Origin of the sequence: Botryobacter ruber (assembly GCF_003347595.2) — a bacterium.
Classification (GTDB): Bacteria; Bacteroidota; Bacteroidia; order Cytophagales; family Hymenobacteraceae; genus Pontibacter; species Pontibacter ruber_A.
Genome location: NZ_QCZK02000035.1, coordinates 19502 through 35674, shown reverse-complemented (window position 1 = coordinate 35674; position 16173 = coordinate 19502). Strand labels below are relative to the sequence as shown.

General features: G+C 42.4%; 5 protein-coding genes. 1 reads left to right on the top strand and 4 read right to left on the bottom strand.

Annotated features, from left to right (window positions below; translation table 11 throughout):
• Nucleotides 1-9: 9 nt before the first annotated feature.
• The 3 genes from DCW36_RS09975 to DCW36_RS09965 are packed head-to-tail and all read right to left on the bottom strand — an operon-like array spanning nucleotide 10 to nucleotide 8260.
• A complete protein-coding gene (locus DCW36_RS09975; protein WP_114778489.1) occupies nucleotides 10-3036 on the bottom strand; it encodes a SusC/RagA family TonB-linked outer membrane protein in 3027 nt (1008 codons plus the stop codon).
• A gap of 42 nt (nucleotides 3037-3078) precedes the next feature.
• Nucleotides 3079-4998 carry a RagB/SusD family nutrient uptake outer membrane protein gene (locus DCW36_RS09970; RefSeq protein ID WP_114778488.1) on the bottom strand — a complete coding sequence of 640 codons (1920 nt, stop codon included), beginning with the start codon at nucleotides 4996-4998 and terminating at the stop codon, nucleotides 3079-3081.
• A 13-nt stretch (nucleotides 4999-5011) separates the two neighbouring features.
• Nucleotides 5012-8260 (bottom strand): SusC/RagA family TonB-linked outer membrane protein, encoded by a 3249-nt coding sequence (locus DCW36_RS09965; RefSeq protein ID WP_114778606.1) that lies wholly within the window; start codon nucleotides 8258-8260, stop codon nucleotides 5012-5014.
• Between the two features lie 1605 nt (nucleotides 8261-9865).
• Between DCW36_RS09965 and DCW36_RS09960 the strand changes: the two genes are divergently transcribed.
• A complete protein-coding gene (locus DCW36_RS09960) occupies nucleotides 9866-13981 on the top strand; it encodes a hybrid sensor histidine kinase/response regulator transcription factor (protein ID WP_205702910.1) in 4116 nt (1371 codons plus the stop codon).
• A 26-nt stretch (nucleotides 13982-14007) separates the two neighbouring features.
• On the opposite strand, the gene DCW36_RS09955 is transcribed toward DCW36_RS09960, so the two are convergent.
• Entirely contained in the window at nucleotides 14008-15711 is a 1704-nt protein-coding gene (locus DCW36_RS09955; protein ID WP_114778487.1) for a helicase associated domain-containing protein, read from the bottom strand.
• Between the last annotated feature and the right edge of the window lie 462 nt (nucleotides 15712-16173).

The window sequence follows — 16173 nt, the reverse complement described above, 5'->3', positions numbered from 1 at the left end:
TAATTCTTATTAAAATAATGCTTTAACCCCTAGATTGTAAAATCTTGTCTGAGGAGCCCCCCCTACATTCATCTCCATCAACTCACGTTCTTTAGAGACTGTAAGAAGATTGAACCCACTAGCATACACCCCCATTTCGCGGATAAATGAATTCCCAAAGACTCTCTGAGGCAGGTCATAAGAAACCTGAATTTTAGCCAGATCGAATCTGTTGTTTTTGTAAAGCCAGAAGTCTGAATTGCGGAAGTTATTATTTCTTCCTAAAGTTGTCAGTCGTGGGAAAGTTGCTGTCTCTTTAGTTTCTTCTGTCCAGCGACCACGTACAACTTCAGAATACTTATCTTCGCCGGCTATCCAAAAGTATGAATTGTTCTTCATGGCATAAGCACCATAACGGCCAAGGCCTAAAGCAAAGAAGGTAAAGTTTTTCCATTTAGCAGTCAGGTTGAGGCCCAAAGTTAGCGGTGATCCGTACCAACCACCTCTTCCAAGAAATACTTCATCCTGTGCATTTATTATTCCATCACCATTCTGATCTTTGTACTTTAAATCACCTGGTTGTACCGGACCGAAACTCTGTTTGGGAGAACTCTCTATTTCATCCTGGCTTGTGAAAAAGCCTTCGCTTTGTAATCCCCAAATGGCATCCAAAGGTTTTCCTTCTCTATATTGATATTCATCTTCGAAAAATTCTGCTCGTTTAATAGCAGTGGTCTTATAGTAACTTCCTACAAATCCTACTGTCCATTCTAGTTCATTGAGCTTATTGTTAAGCCTCAGGTTATAATCGAACCCTACCCGCTGATCATCATTATAGTTGATATAGGGAAGAAAATTAGCATTTGGGAAACCTGTGACAAAATAACTTGGATACAAAACAGGTGTTTGTACAACATTACCAGTCATTTTATTTGCAAAAACCGAACCCTCAAAGTTTACCAGGTTATTAAATAATGATGCGTCGAGGCCCACATTTACTTCATCTCTCTTTGCAAATGTCAGATCAGGGTTAGCACCTCGTCTTGAGTCTGTAGTTCTGCTAAGCGATCCGTCTCTCCAGCCAAACCAGGATCCTTCTGTCTGGTTATAATTTTCTGTATACAGGTAATAGTCGTTAATACTCATGTCTGTATACAATCTACCAGCCGATGCGGTTAGCTTCAGGTTGTCTACTACCGATGAACCTTGCAGGAAATCTTCTTCACTGATTCGCCAGCCCAGGGATACTGTAGGCGAAAAAGCTTGTCGGTTAGCCTCAGGCAGTCTTGCTGAGTGCACCAAGGCACCATTGAAGTCTGCATAGTATTTATTCTTGAAATCATACCCCAGGTGAAGTCCCAGGTTTGCATTACTTGTCCTGTGGTACACACCAGAGTTAGACAACTGGAAACCATTAGCCACCAACATGGCTGAAATGTTGTGGTTATCATTTATCGTATTCAGGTAATTAAACTGACCGGAAAAGGCGAGGTTTTGCCTGAAGGTACTTCCAGAAACATTTTGATTACCTGTTCTTGCATCAGTACCAAACTGTGTTAAACTAGTGATCTGGTCATATCCTGCATAACTGTTCCAGGTTGGTGCAAATACAGCATAATCGTTGTTAAAGGATTGGGTATAAGAAGTAGCGTAGTCTAGCCCTATGGTGGACTCAAAGCTTAAGCCTTGCAACACATTGCTCAGGTTAGCACCAACTGTCGTGTTAAACTGGAACTGGCGGCTTGTGAATTGCGAGTTTCCTCCAGCGTAAATGGTTGCAAAGGGATTTGTTTGTTCTAATTGTGTACCACCTAAAACAAACCTGCCGTCAATAATATTACTGCTATTGTTTGCCAATATTAATGAGGCCTCATCATTGGCTTCGATCATACTTATCGGCACAAGTGGAGCAAACCTATTCGGGCGAAGTGTAGCAGCACTTTGCCAGTAATTAGTATTTACACCGCGCTGATTGTAGTAGATAGCAGCAGCATCAACTTTTGCATAAATGTTATCTGTTATACTTACATCTACATTACCGCGAACATTAAGACGGTCGTTGCTATTATGCTTAAGGGCTTCACCAAAGTTTAGCAAAGAGCCTTCGGTATTAAACCCAATATTAGTATAGTAACGGGCTTTTTGATTGCCCCCTGAGATTTCAACAGTTGCATCGTGTCTGTTATAAGTTTTCTTCAGGTATTCTGGTGAATAGAAATCTATACTCGGATATCTATAAGGATTCTCCCCAATGGCATGGTTATAAATAGTTGACTCTGAATACAAATCACTCAGCCCGTCATTACGGCGCGCTTCATTATACAGTGTCATATATTCTGCCGAGCCAAGATACTTAGGGTAGCTTTTTGGAACATGGATGCCACTATTTACCCTGCCTCTAATTTGCAGATCTCCTACCACTCCTCTTTTTGTAGTAATATACACAATGCCTTTTGCTCCACGACTACCATACAGAGCCACTGCTGACACACCTTTCAAGAAAGTTATCTGGTCTATTTCAGTAGGCATAACGCTACCCGCATCGCGAGGTACCCCGTCTACCAATACTAAATATTCGTCCATCCCCCAGATGTTGCCATGGAAGCCATTAGCTAATCCTTCCATATTTTGTAAGCTGGAGGTAGTGTAGTTTTTTTCCAGCATTTCCGACACGTCAACAACTGTAACTTCCGTGGTAAGATCCTTTTGGTCGACTTTTCGGTGTGCTACCTGTACCGGCCTGTTATATTGATCTAAGGCAATTGTAATTTCGCTCAAATCTGAGCTCGCTACAACTGATTTTGATTTATATCCCGAAGCGCCCACTGTCAGAATAGCATTAGGTGATGTACTTAAGGTAAATGCCCCCAGGGAATCTGTAACAGCAGTAATGCTATTATCCAATTCATTTTTCACTACAACACCTCGTAGCGGATTACCTTTAGCATCACGAACTACTGCCTGAATATTTATTTTATCAGTAGTCTGCGCGTGCATCATCACTGGTAATACAGTGGCAATCGCACCTAAAACTACCTTCTTATATATGTGTTTCATTATGTTCAGTTTTAAACTTTATTATTTAAAATCATAATTAGATTACCAACCTGGATTTTGATAAAGCTCCGGGTACATGTTTACATCAGCTACCTTCAAAGGTAACCAGTAGTGTTTATCACTGAACTTTCGTTCCAGAATAACCTGCTCTCTTAGGTTAGCTACTTTGTTTTGGCTTGGATCCTGCGCATTAAATGTACCTACCCTATCAAACTCTACAGACTTTTTAAGTGTATATGGGCTTTCGGTGAGTAATAACCAGCGGCGAAGGTCATTAAAACGGTGTCCTTCATATGCAAGTTCCACAGCCCGTTCACGTCTTAATTCCTCCATAAAGGCATCTAGCGAGCCAAGGAAGCTGGAAGCGACTTGTCCAACACCGGCCCTGTCACGGATCACATTTACGGCTTCAACTGCAGTCTTACTATAATTTGGAGCTTTACCGGTAGGAGACCCATATGCCTGCGCAGCAGCTTCTGCATACATCAGATAAACATCAGCTAAACGCATGTATGGAACTTTGATATGAAGGCTGTTACCGTAATCATATCCGTTATCATATTTGTTTGCAGTTATTGGAATAAACTTGTAAAGCAGGTATCCCGTACGGCTACCGGTTGCTACATTCCTGTATCTACCGCCGGTGGAAAGATCGGCATAACGGACAGTAGCATGGTCAGGAACACTCGTAGGTATACTTCCCTGCACAGTCTTTACGCCATCATACACAATATCATTATAAAAGCGTGGGTCACGGCCTTTCCATGGATACTCCGGATCATACCCGGAAACCGGATCAGCCTTTGTTATATCTTCAATAGGCAACCCGTTTGCCATTCCATAATAGGCTACATAATTAGATGTCGGCAAAAACTTTACATCTCCGTCAGCTAATATCGCTGGTTGATATTGCTTACTTGTACCCCAGTTTGATCCGTTTGCACCCCATGTAGGAGACCGGAAAATGGCCTCGGCAACAGTCATATTTGAAGTAGGATCAATAATACTTCCCGGCATTCTCCAGTTTTGTCCTGTTGTATAGAAATTACGGGAGTATTGTGCAAAAGGAAACAAACCATATTGAGTCTGGCCATTTTCTACCAGGGATAATAACTCACCAAATGCTTCGGCAGCTTTTTTGGCATATTCCTGGTTATAGGTACTATTTCCTGTTGAAACTTTATTCATCAATGGACTTGCCGCCCAAAGATAATTTTTCCCTAAATATCCCAGCGCCATGATCTTGTTGATACGCAGATCATTTTGTCCAAGCGTTTTTCTTCCTGCAACAGTATTATCCCAATTTATAGGCAGTAAGTCAGCGGCTTCCCTTAAATCTTTTGCAACTTTTTCAGCGCTCTCGTGGTAACTGAGTCGGGGCAATCTTAACGGCTCATCGGAAGGGAGTACGTAATCGATGTATGGAAGCCCTCCAAAATACTGAATAAATTGAAAATGGAACCATGCCCTGAAGAAAAGCAACTGACCTTTAATCAGTTTCTTCTCCTCTTCTGTTGCATCGGTCATTTTATCCAGGTTAGCAAGACCAAGGTTTGCTTTGCGTATGCCGTACCAGCCAAGTGGCCATAACCTCTTCGACATCCTGTCATTATTTGTACTACCGCCACCATCCATCCATCCGGCCCCCCAGCCATCATGTTCTCGCTGCCATCCCCAGAAATTTCCGTTATCAATTTTCACATCAAAATGGAAATCACGAGCTGTAGACTGTATTTCGTCTTCTCCCCAGTTCCATGAATTTGTCCAATAGGCATTGGTAAAATCAGGAATGGCATGATAAAGCTCTTCTGTATAGCCCTGGAAATTAACATAATTTTTAAATGCCTGGTCCGGAGATACTATAGATTCAGGGGTCCTTTCCAGGTAATCTTCGCAAGAGGCAAACATAATTATGCATAGTGCCAAGCTGCCTCTTACGATATATTTCAGATACTTTTTCATATTATTTATTTAATTAAAATGTAATATTAGCCCCAACATTATATCTTTTTACAGTTGGGTACGCGCCTTGTGAAGCCCATCCTGTGCCTGCAAAATTAGATTCTCTGTCGTCTGGCATTTTAGTCCATAACAGTAGGTTATTACCGTTTACAAAAAGTCTCACATTGTTCACACCTAGTCGTTTTACTAAATTAGAATCAAATGTATAGGCCACTTCCATGTTCTTCAGACGGACATAAGAGCCATCAAACATATACTGGGTACCTCTGTAATAGCCAGCCGGCGTAGAAAGCCAACGAGGCAGAGGTGTATCAGCATTTGGATTATCTTTAGACCAGTAAGTACCTTCGGCGTATACAACATTGTTTTGTCCACCTAAGCTACCAAATACCACCTGCCGTGTTACATTATTTACACCGTAGAACTGCGCAAAGCTGCTAAACCCTTTCCACTCAAAACCGAAAGTAGCATTGTAGGTGTTTTCAGGCGTACCCGAATGACCGTATGGAATAACATCCCGTGCATCAATCAAACCATCAGCATTATAGTCAATGAGATGGTAGTTTCCTGGCAATTTGAACCCATCATTCTGGTCATGCATTGTGCTGGCATAAAGTTCATCCCAGGTATTGTAATAATCATGATTTACATGAGAAGTAGCCTGCCCTATTCGTCTTCCTTCCTGCTTTTGATATTCAGGAAGCAACTGCGGATCGTCCCGTTCAATGATTTTGTTTCTGGCATGTGTCATATTCATATTAGACCACAAGCGCAACCCGTTCCCGAAGGTGTGGTTAAGGTTAAGCTCATACTCAAAACCCCTGTTGTGTACTTCTCCTAAGTTGGCTGTCGGAGCTTGCAAGCTACCCAGACTACCGTAGTAGAAAGGAATTGCACGCTGATTACCTGCTAAGAGAATATCTTCTCGCTTATCCTGGAAGAAATCTACGCTACCTCTTATTAGGCCTTTTAGAAATTCAAACTCAATACCTACGTTTCCTTTTGTAACTGTCTCCCATTTTAGTGCCGGGTTTCCAACTGCTGCCTCTCTGTACCAGACATATGGACTTTGGGCTCCTCCTTCTCCGACTGTGCCTAAATTAGACCGACCACCATATGCCCATTGTGACATAAACAGGTGCTGGAGGTCAGTTCCAGCATCGTCCCCAATTTGCCCGTAGTTGGCTCTTACTTTCAGGTAATCCAGAAAGCTGATTGATTTCATGAATTTTTCGCTCGAAATTAACCAACCAACGCCTGCTGACTGGAAGAAGGCAAAACGGTTTTCCGGGCTGAATTTTTCTGATCCGGTATAGGCCCCGTTGTACTCAAACATGTATCTACTGTCGTAATTATAAGTAGCCCTATACACCCAGTCTTCGCGATAGCTTGGAATCCGGCTACCCATGGCCGTTTCGTTACGGTTAAAAAGAGCCATGGATGTGATGTTATGCTTCTGCCCTATCTTAGTGGCATAATTAAGTTGTGCCTGGTAAAAAAGCCTACGCTGAGTAAACCTATTATCTACTAAGCCGCCGGTTGTTGTCCATGCTACAGATTCCCGATAATCAAACCTGTTGTTTGCATCAAAAGCCTGCCTGTAACTTTCTAACCCTGTAACAGGATCTATCCATTTTTCCTGGACAGTATTAAAACCTTCATCAATTCCTCTATCGACCTCAACAAAGGTATTATCAAAGGCAAGGGTACCGGAAAACTTCAGGCCTTTTGTAATGAAATCCAGCTTTTGATCCAGTGTAAAATCTGTGTTAAGGCGTGTAGTTGTATTATACCTGTAACCAGTGGTTCCTATTACTCTCATAGAGTTTTCTGCTCTACTGGGATTTGGCGCATAGTAGCCCCATGTACCATCAGAATATTGCGGATAAAATACATCAGGTGCATTGACGTAGGCAGAAATCCACGCATTGTATTCGTTCAGGTTTATTCTAGGCCTTTTCTGCACACCGTACGAGCCGGCAAGGTTACTTCTTAAAACGGTGGTAGGTGTTAACTGAAAGTCCAGGTTACTCCGAACGTTCATACGGTTATAACCATAACCACCCTCGTACCCTCTTTTATTATCATAAACTTTGAAGAGGTCATTTTCCTGCATATAATCAACAGCAGTAAAATACTTTACAAGCTTTGTACCTCCACTAACATTAAGACTTGCATTATAGGCCATTGCATAATCCTTAAACAATTCCTTCTGCCAGTCTATATTCGGATATCGTTGCAACTCTTCCTCATTAGCCGGGTTTCTGTATTTATCAATAATAGCCTGCGGACGATAATCTACCCAGCTTGCCGGCCTTACCGAAAGCTCATTCTCAATTACCCGGTTCCGAACCATGTATGTATCATAGGCATCGGCTTTACCTGGTAATTTTGAGGGTGCCTTCACAGTAGTCTGCACTCTTGCCCTGATAGTAGCTTTTCCTTCGGCACCTCTTTTGGTAGTAATCAGGATAACGCCATTGGCTCCTCTTACGCCATAAACAGCTGTAGCAGAGGCATCTTTCAGAACAGACACAGACTCAACTGAGCTTATATCCACCGTATTCATCGGCCTCTCTATACCATCCACCAAAACAAGTGGCTCTGCGCCCCTCAAGGAACTGGTTCCACGAATTACGATTCGGGGATCTTCTTCACCAGGCATCCCTGTACTAGCTGATGTAACAACACCCGGAACATTTCCTGTTAAGGCGGCACCAATGCTTTGCACGCCACCGGACCGCTCGAGTACTGCGCCTTTGGTTTGCGCAATGGCCGCAATCACACTTTCTTTTTTCTGCTCACCATATCCCACCACTACAACTTCGGTCAGCGTTTTAGTGTCGGCAGTCAGGGTAACATTAATCTGCGTTTGGTTACCTACAGTTACTTCCTGTGTTACATACCCTATAAAACCAAAAACCAATACCGATTCCTGGGAAGGAATATTAATTTTAAAGTTGCCATCAATATCTGTGACCGTACCAGTGCTAGTACCCTTTACATAAACACTTACCCCAGGTGCTCCCTGTTTGTCATCACCCAGGATTACCCTGCCGGTAACTGTCCTGCTCTGTTGAGAAATGGCCCGCTCATTAGCTTTGGGTATAGAATTTTCATCCAGAAGGTAAACTTCATCTGTGTTTTTTGGCTGGAAATTAATATCAGATGCCCATGATACTCCAACAAAAAAACACTGAACAGAAACCCCTAAAAATACATACTTTACCAGATGCAGGTTTTGTCGTAGTAATTTTTTCATATTATCATTATTAAATTTTAAACTATTTGAATGGCCCTGCCCGCTAATCTGGATCAACCGATTAGGTTACATACACCTGAATTATAGATTCAAATTCATCTAAGACTGTATAAAAGTATCTTTGATTGCTTTTTCAATGCTCTTATCATGCGCCAGTTTATGTCATGTAAAAAAGCGGTCTTTAAAGGCTGTCGCCACCTAAATCCCGACCAGATCTACATCCGGACGTTATTGAAACCAAGGAGCAAACACTGGGAACTAATGGTAGTTATTATCATATAAAAAATATTGAACCCCATCTTCCATCTAAACTTGTAAGATTTGCCTATAAGGGTCTAAATGTATAAACTATTAATTAAAACTTTGCAATCGGTTGTAATTTTATTTCCAAATATTTTCTCTTTCTCTTTATACATATCATCAAAACTTCTACCTACTTATAATTAAGCTAAAAACAGGAAATACCTATATATTATATGACGTTTCGGATTTTTAAAACCAATTCACTCTTCCAGGACTTAAAAACCGCCTAATCAACAGTAAAAAAAAGAACAGCACCTCTCACCTCTATCATTCATCCTTTTGTACGCTTTAAAGGGAGATATTTTAACCTAAATACTGAAATCGGTTTCAGTGCATTTCCCTTCACAAACTTTATATGCAGCAAAACGGGTGCGTGCCTATTTTTCTCTTATCACATCATGTATCCCCTTACCAACCCAGCGAAATAGTTCTGCTGCCCCTGCCACCATTGCCTCTGCTGCTCAACTTATGACAGCGGGTTTATGCACTTTTATTATTCCCTGATCCAACTTCTCATCTTCATCTTATTTCATCACTTCCTGAATCAACTCCACTATACATTTGCTGCATTACTTTCAGCACGATCAAGAGCAACTCAGGTCATTAATATCGACTGCTGCTTTAATGTATACTTTCACTTACATTACTCCTGTTATAGCACATAAAAACACAGACTAAATACATTCTACCCAAACGCTAACAGCGCCACTTTAAAGAGCTGCCTGGAATATTATTCCCGTATTAAAGCATCCGACTTTTATTCCTGCCATATTTTGTAGTCAAAACATATATAATCCCGGATATTTTGAAAAAATAACACGCTCTTATCAGTCACCTAACTAACAATTGTTCTTATTTTTCTTTAGCAAATATATCTTACTATTATGAATGGATGTTAGTCATATGCTACACGTCTTATATACCATGTTACATTTACAAAATTTTATGTAACACATCTTTATGCCCATGTAACATAATGGCCTAAATACAGCGTGCAGGCGGTTTTTATCAAGTAACGATTTAAGCCAGAGGCAATGCAGGTAACATTGTTTTGCGCGTAACCTATGGCCCAAAAAGTAAGAATATCAACCCTGCTCTGGAAAATAAACCCCTGTATTCCAGGTAAAAAAATTTGTGAATTCTTTGTAAATTGTGTAGTTTAATAGTTTTAGAGAGGGAAAGATTACTTCCCGGCAGTAAACTAATCTGAACAACAGTTTGTTGGATTCTAAATTAATTTTACATCTTGAATAGAGTTGTGTTGCTGCTCGAGCCTGCTATACATTTAAAAAATATTTTACTTTGAAAATAAAATACACGCTTTTTCTTCTATTCTTCTGGATTATTAATCACGCATTTTCACAGTCCGGGAAAATGTTCTCTGTAGATCTGGAACTCTCCAATAGTCTCATCTACCAGGTTTACCAGGATAGCAAGGGCATTATTTGGGTTGCCACTGAAGATGGGTTGAACCGTTACGATGGTTCCAAGTTTACAATTTACAAGCACGATCAGCAGGATCCTCATTCCATACTGAATAACTATGTACGCCTTTTGTTTGAGGACAGCAAAGGTCACTTGCTAATCGGATATTATAATGGTCTGCAGGTTTACGACCATGCTACCGATGCGTTCAAGCAAATTCCCCTGTTCCCGGCAGGTGGTGAGCAACTTGATGCCCACGTTATCAGCATAACAGAACGGCAAAATGGAGAGGTGCTTGTCGGAACTGCCGGCTATGGGGTATTCTCGCTAAAATTTGAAGGCACAGAGCCTAAAGTACAGCAAATCCAACAACAGATTCCGGCTAATTTTATCGACTACCTTTTTGAAGACAAGGATCAGAACCTTTGGATAGCTTCCCAGGACAAAGGCATTATCCGCATTGGCAAGAATGGCAAAGTAAAGTATTTCAATAGTTCCAAAAAGACACCCAGAAGTACCATTACCAGCATTTGCCAGGATAAGGAGGGCAATGTGTATCTGAGTAGTGTGAGCAATGGACTGTTTGTTCATAATAAGATTGCTGATGACCTTAACCACATCCCCTACCCCCCTTCTCCGAATTTATCTATCAGCACGTTATATTTAAGTAAAACGAATGAGCTCTACCTCGGAACCGATGGCGAAGGAATAAAAATCTATGACCTTAAGAAAAAGATAATAACTGATGGCAATTTCAATGTAGCAACCTTCGATTTTAAAAAATCTAAAGTCCATTCAATTCTGGAGGATCAGGCTGGCAACCTTTGGTTAGGTATTTACCAAAAAGGGGTAATGCTGCTACCCGCCACCGCCAGTAATTTCAAGTACATCGGCTATAAATCAATAAACAACAACACAGTAGGCTCCAATGCTATCCTTTCTGTTGTCGAAGATCATGAGGGGACACTCTGGGTTGGTACTGATAGCGATGGCCTTTATAGTATTGGTGCTAATGGAGAACAAAAAGCTCATTTTACCCATACAGACGATCCCGCCTCCGTATCTTCCTCCATCATGAGCATATACGAAGATTCGAACAAAGATCTGTGGTTGGGCTCATACCTGCATGGTTTGGCGAAACTGAACCGCAAAACAGGTAAATGTGACTATATCACTTCTATCCGGGATGAAAATTCCAACCCGGTAGAGCGGATCTTTAGTGTTGTAGAAGACCGGCAAAACACACTCTGGATCGCAACTATGGGAGCCGGCCTTTTCTCTATGGACTTACGCTCGCAAAAGGTTACCCAGTATGTAGCCCCGCCGGGCTCGAATAACGAAGGGGCTAAGAATTTCCTGCATAACCGCTGGATTAATTGCCTGCTGCTCACCAGCAAGAACAAACTCTACATAGGCACTTATGATGGAATTGGCTGCCTTGACCTGAAAACTAAAAACTTTGCCTCCACGCATGGCACCAATAATTTATTGCATGGCTATATAGTTTACTCCCTGCACGAGGACCAAAAAGGAAATATTTGGATAGGCACCTCAAAGGGCCTGCTGTACCTGGACACCAGCACCAGTAAGATAAAAGCCTATACAATGGAAGATGGGCTTCCCAGTAATGTTGTATCTGCTGTCAAGGGAGACAAATCCGGTAACATCTGGATCAGCACGAACTATGGTATTACAAAGCTTAACCCAAAAAACAGCAGCTTTATTAGCTATTACGCGAACGATGGCTTGCAGGGAAATGAATTTAGTAAAGGGGCAGCATTTGTAAATAACAGCGGACAAATCTTCTTTGGGGGGATTAATGGCATTACGTACTTTAATCCGGAAGAAATCACAAATACAATCTCCGCCTCCGGGAAAAAACTGGAAGCTCGCATCACAGGCTTTTATATTCATAATCAGGCGGTAAAGAAAGGAATGAAATCCGGTAAGTACGACATTGTAGATACTGCCGTGATGGATGCAGCGAATTTCCACCTCTCGCACAAGGACAATTCCTTCAGTATAGAATTATCCACGATAGACTTTGCCAATCCTGAGCGGATTACCTACCAATATTCCCTGCAGGATGGAGACTGGATTAACCTGCGACCGGGCACCAACACCGTTAACTTCACCGATATGGCTCCTGGAACCTATCATTTCAGGTTTAGGGCAAAAGATTATAGCCATTATTCTGCTATTAAGGAAATAGTAGTTGATATTTCCCCGGCCTGGTATTTTTCTGCCCTGGCAAAAGCTGCTTATTTGCTTATACTGGCCTTCGTGTTTTTGTTGGTGGTGCAACAGATACGCCACCGGCAGCGCACGCGTCTGAAGATGCAGGAGCACATGCACGCAAAGCAGATAAACGATGCCAAATTACAGTTCTTCATAAATATCTCCCACGAGATTCGCACACCAATGACCCTGATCATCAGTCCCCTGAAAAAACTGATGTCCGTGGACAAAGACCGGGAGCGGCAGAAGACATATGCCACCATGCATCGTAATTCTGAACGTATCCTGCACCTCATTAACCAGCTCATGGACATCCGTAAGATCGATAAGGGGCAGATGCAGCTGGCATTCCTGGAAACTGAAATTGTTGGATTCATAAAAGAGCTTTGTACCATATTCGAAGAACAAAGCCAGTCTAAGAACATACAATTACGCTTCCACCATAAAATGGAGCTGCTACCGGTATGGATTGATCCGAATAATTTTGATAAGGTTATCCTCAATGTGTTGTCAAATGCATTCAAGTTCACACCCGAAAACGGGAAAATAGATATTTACCTGCACACCGGGGAAAATGAAAGCGTGGCAAATGAATTGCGCCAGTATTTTGAAATAATCATTTCGGATAGTGGTATCGGTATTGCGGAAAGTGAGCAGGAAAAAATATTTGAGTGTTTTTACCAGGTTCAAACACCACAGAATCATTTTGTGGGAGGAACAGGCATTGGACTGAACTTAACCCAATCCATTGTAGAACTTCATCATGGCAGTATCAGAGCAGAAAACAACAAGGAAAGCAAGGGGTGCCGCTTCGTTATGCGTCTGCCTTTAGGCAAGGACCACCTGCAGAAAGAAGAGCTAGCAGAACCACTGCCTCTTGTTCAGAAACCTGAACCTGCCCTTCATGTTTTATCAACACCGGCAGATGATACGGATGAAGTGAAAGCAAAATCTAAAACCAGGAAACGCGTGCTTGTGGTAGATGATGATGAGGAAATACGAAATTACATTTGCCAGGAATTCGCTTCAGAGTACCACATGACGGCATGTGCCAACGGGAAAGAAGCGTTATCCATTTTGTTAAGCAAAACGCCTGATTTAATTATCAGTGATGTAATGATGCCTGAAATGGATGGAATTACCCTCTGCCGGAAAATCAAACAGAATGTGAATATTAACCATATTCCGATTGTTCTGCTCACAGCCCGATCGGAAGAGGAAGATAATTTAGAAGGTTTAGGGATTGGTGCTGATACCTACCTGGTGAAGCCATTTAACATTGAAATTTTGAAAAAGACGGTTGAGAGCCTTATAAAGAACCGCGAAATGCTTCGGAACAATTTTAGTGGCAACCAACAACAAAATACTAAAATCCAGAAAATTGCGATAAAGTCGGCAGATGAAAAGCTGTTAACTAAGCTCCTGGACGTCATCAACCAGAACATTGACAATCCTGCTTTAAGCGTTGAAATGCTAGCCAGTGAGATTGGTATCAGTAGGGTACACTTACATCGTAAGATGAAAGAACTAACAAACCAGTCAACACGTGATTTTATTCGGAATATCCGCCTGCAACAAGCAGCAGACTTACTCTCCAGTAAACATATAAATATTTCTGAGGTAGCCTTTGCTGTAGGGTTTACAAACCTTGCTTCTTTTTCAGCTGCTTTTAAGGAACTTTATGGCGTACCTCCAACGGCTTATATGGAAAGCCATGCAGGCAGCACGAAACAGTTGAAACCAGTTGAACTGTAACAGCCAGGATAGAAATGCGCTGGCTGTTACACCTGAGTAGTAAAGTTTATACCAATGTTCTTCTTTGAGGTAAACCGGTTTCCCCAGTCAAAGCTTATTGATTCCAGCAAAAGAGCTCGCTCCGGATCCAGGTTTTCCCTCTCCTGCCGCATTCGGCTGACCCACTTGCCCAACTTTGGGTCCTTGCTCCATTTTACCGGTACACGCGTATGCCCATGCTCCTGTTTAAATTCAAGCAGGCGATAAAACATTGTCTGCCACGGCACAATTATTCTGCGGTTCAGTGACCAGTCGAAGCCAATCTTATTTAACAGCTCTACCTTCTGTGTACTCAACTCCTGCTTTTGCCGCCTCAACCTGTACACCCATCTCGACAAATGAGGATTTGGCGCCCACTGAAACGGAACGCGTGTATGACCTGATCTGGTTTTGAAGTCGACCAGGGCCTCGTACATCTTCAGCCAATACCCCTCCTGCACACTCCACGGGAACCGGATTTCATTCAGCCGATCGATGCGCGCTTGCAAGAGCTTTCCCTTGTAGAAGAGCTTGCGCTGCCAGCTGGTCCAGCGCTGGAGCTCCGGATCTAGCTTCAGCGATACCTGGCATGTACCATGTTGCTGCCTGTAGGCCTTCAGCTTCTCAAAACTGTCGTTCCAATGCTTGTCATAAACTGATTGCAGCTTGCATTCTGTATTTTTGCTCCACACAAAACCCAACTGGTCCAGCTTCTTCCTCTTTGCTGCCGGTAGCTTACCTTTTGCTTCAAGTCTTCTTTGGGTAGATACCCATATGCCCAGGCTCCTGTTTTCCCTGTAGTTTGTAGAGACAAAGCTGTGACCAACAAGTCTTTTGTACTCTTTCAGTTGTTTATATCTCACCTCCCAGCTTCTCCTTTTCATATCTTCGCTGCTCCAGATAAAGCCAATCTCTTCCAGCCGCTTTAACCTGTCCTGTGGCAACTGGCCCTTTTTCCAGGAAACCCTTTGGCGCTCAATCCAACTTACAAGCTTCTCATGCCTGCACGGCACCCGACAATGACCATGCCTCCTGCTAAAGGAGAGCAGCTGCTGGAAAAACTCCTCCCACTGGGCTTCATACACATCCTGTATTCTCCAGGTAAACTGCAGTTCATTGAGCCTTCGCTCCCTGTCCTCGCTCAGCTTACCCTGCTTGTGCATCCTCCGCTGCACAACAACCCAAAGTGCCAGCTGCTTATCCATTGACCACTGCAGGGGCACACGGCAATGGCCAAAGGTTCTGTAAAAGTCTTTTAACCTCCAGAACATCTGGTTCCAGCGATGTTCCCTGCTAACAGGCATGTCCCAATCTACCTCCAGCTCATTTAGTTGCTGCAACTGAACATCTGTCAACAGCCACTTGTTTAGGATTTGCCGTATCAGCCAGTCTTTTAGCTGCTCATATTCCTTATCATCAGGCAGAACACAATGACCGGTCTCCCGCACGAAAAGGACTAACTGCTTATACATGGTATCCCAGGAATTAGCAGTGTATTGAAAGACACTGTTCAGCTCCGCCAGCCTCTCCTTTAGCTCAGCAGGAAGCATATACCTGATACGTCTCTGGATGCTTACCCACTGCGCAAGTTCTTCATCAACAGCACCTGTACTGAGCGGATTTTTTTGAACATGAACTTTCAATCTGCCATAGTTCTGATACCACTTCTCCAGGAACTCCCTGTTAAACAAACCTTCACCTTGATGTTCCATATTCACCCTTTACTTCAAGCAATTATATTTCTACTGACTACATCTTACATCTATTTGTATACAAAAAGTATCTCCAGCAACAGATAAGTGATGAGGAAAAACCTCATCTTCAGGATACTGAGTAACTATTTTCTCCGGAAGCCTAATGCATATAAGATCAATTTATGAAGCTGCTACCCTAGGTGAAGAAGTAGAAGACCTTCCCTTCTTCTAATAGAAACTTCATCAGACCTGTTGTGGCACACCAACTGGTCATGAGGATTGGTTCATAAAGCTTTTGTCTTGGCTTCCGTCACAATGTGCTGCAAGTGACCCCAAAACAAGACCGGTATGGTGGATTTTGTTTATGTTCGACAGATATTGGAAACATCTCTAAGCTGTTTTCACAGTTCCGCCCTCCCCAGCTCTCCTGCTTAAGTTTCTTTTTGACTACGAAAGGTCAACCCAAAAAACGTGTTAACT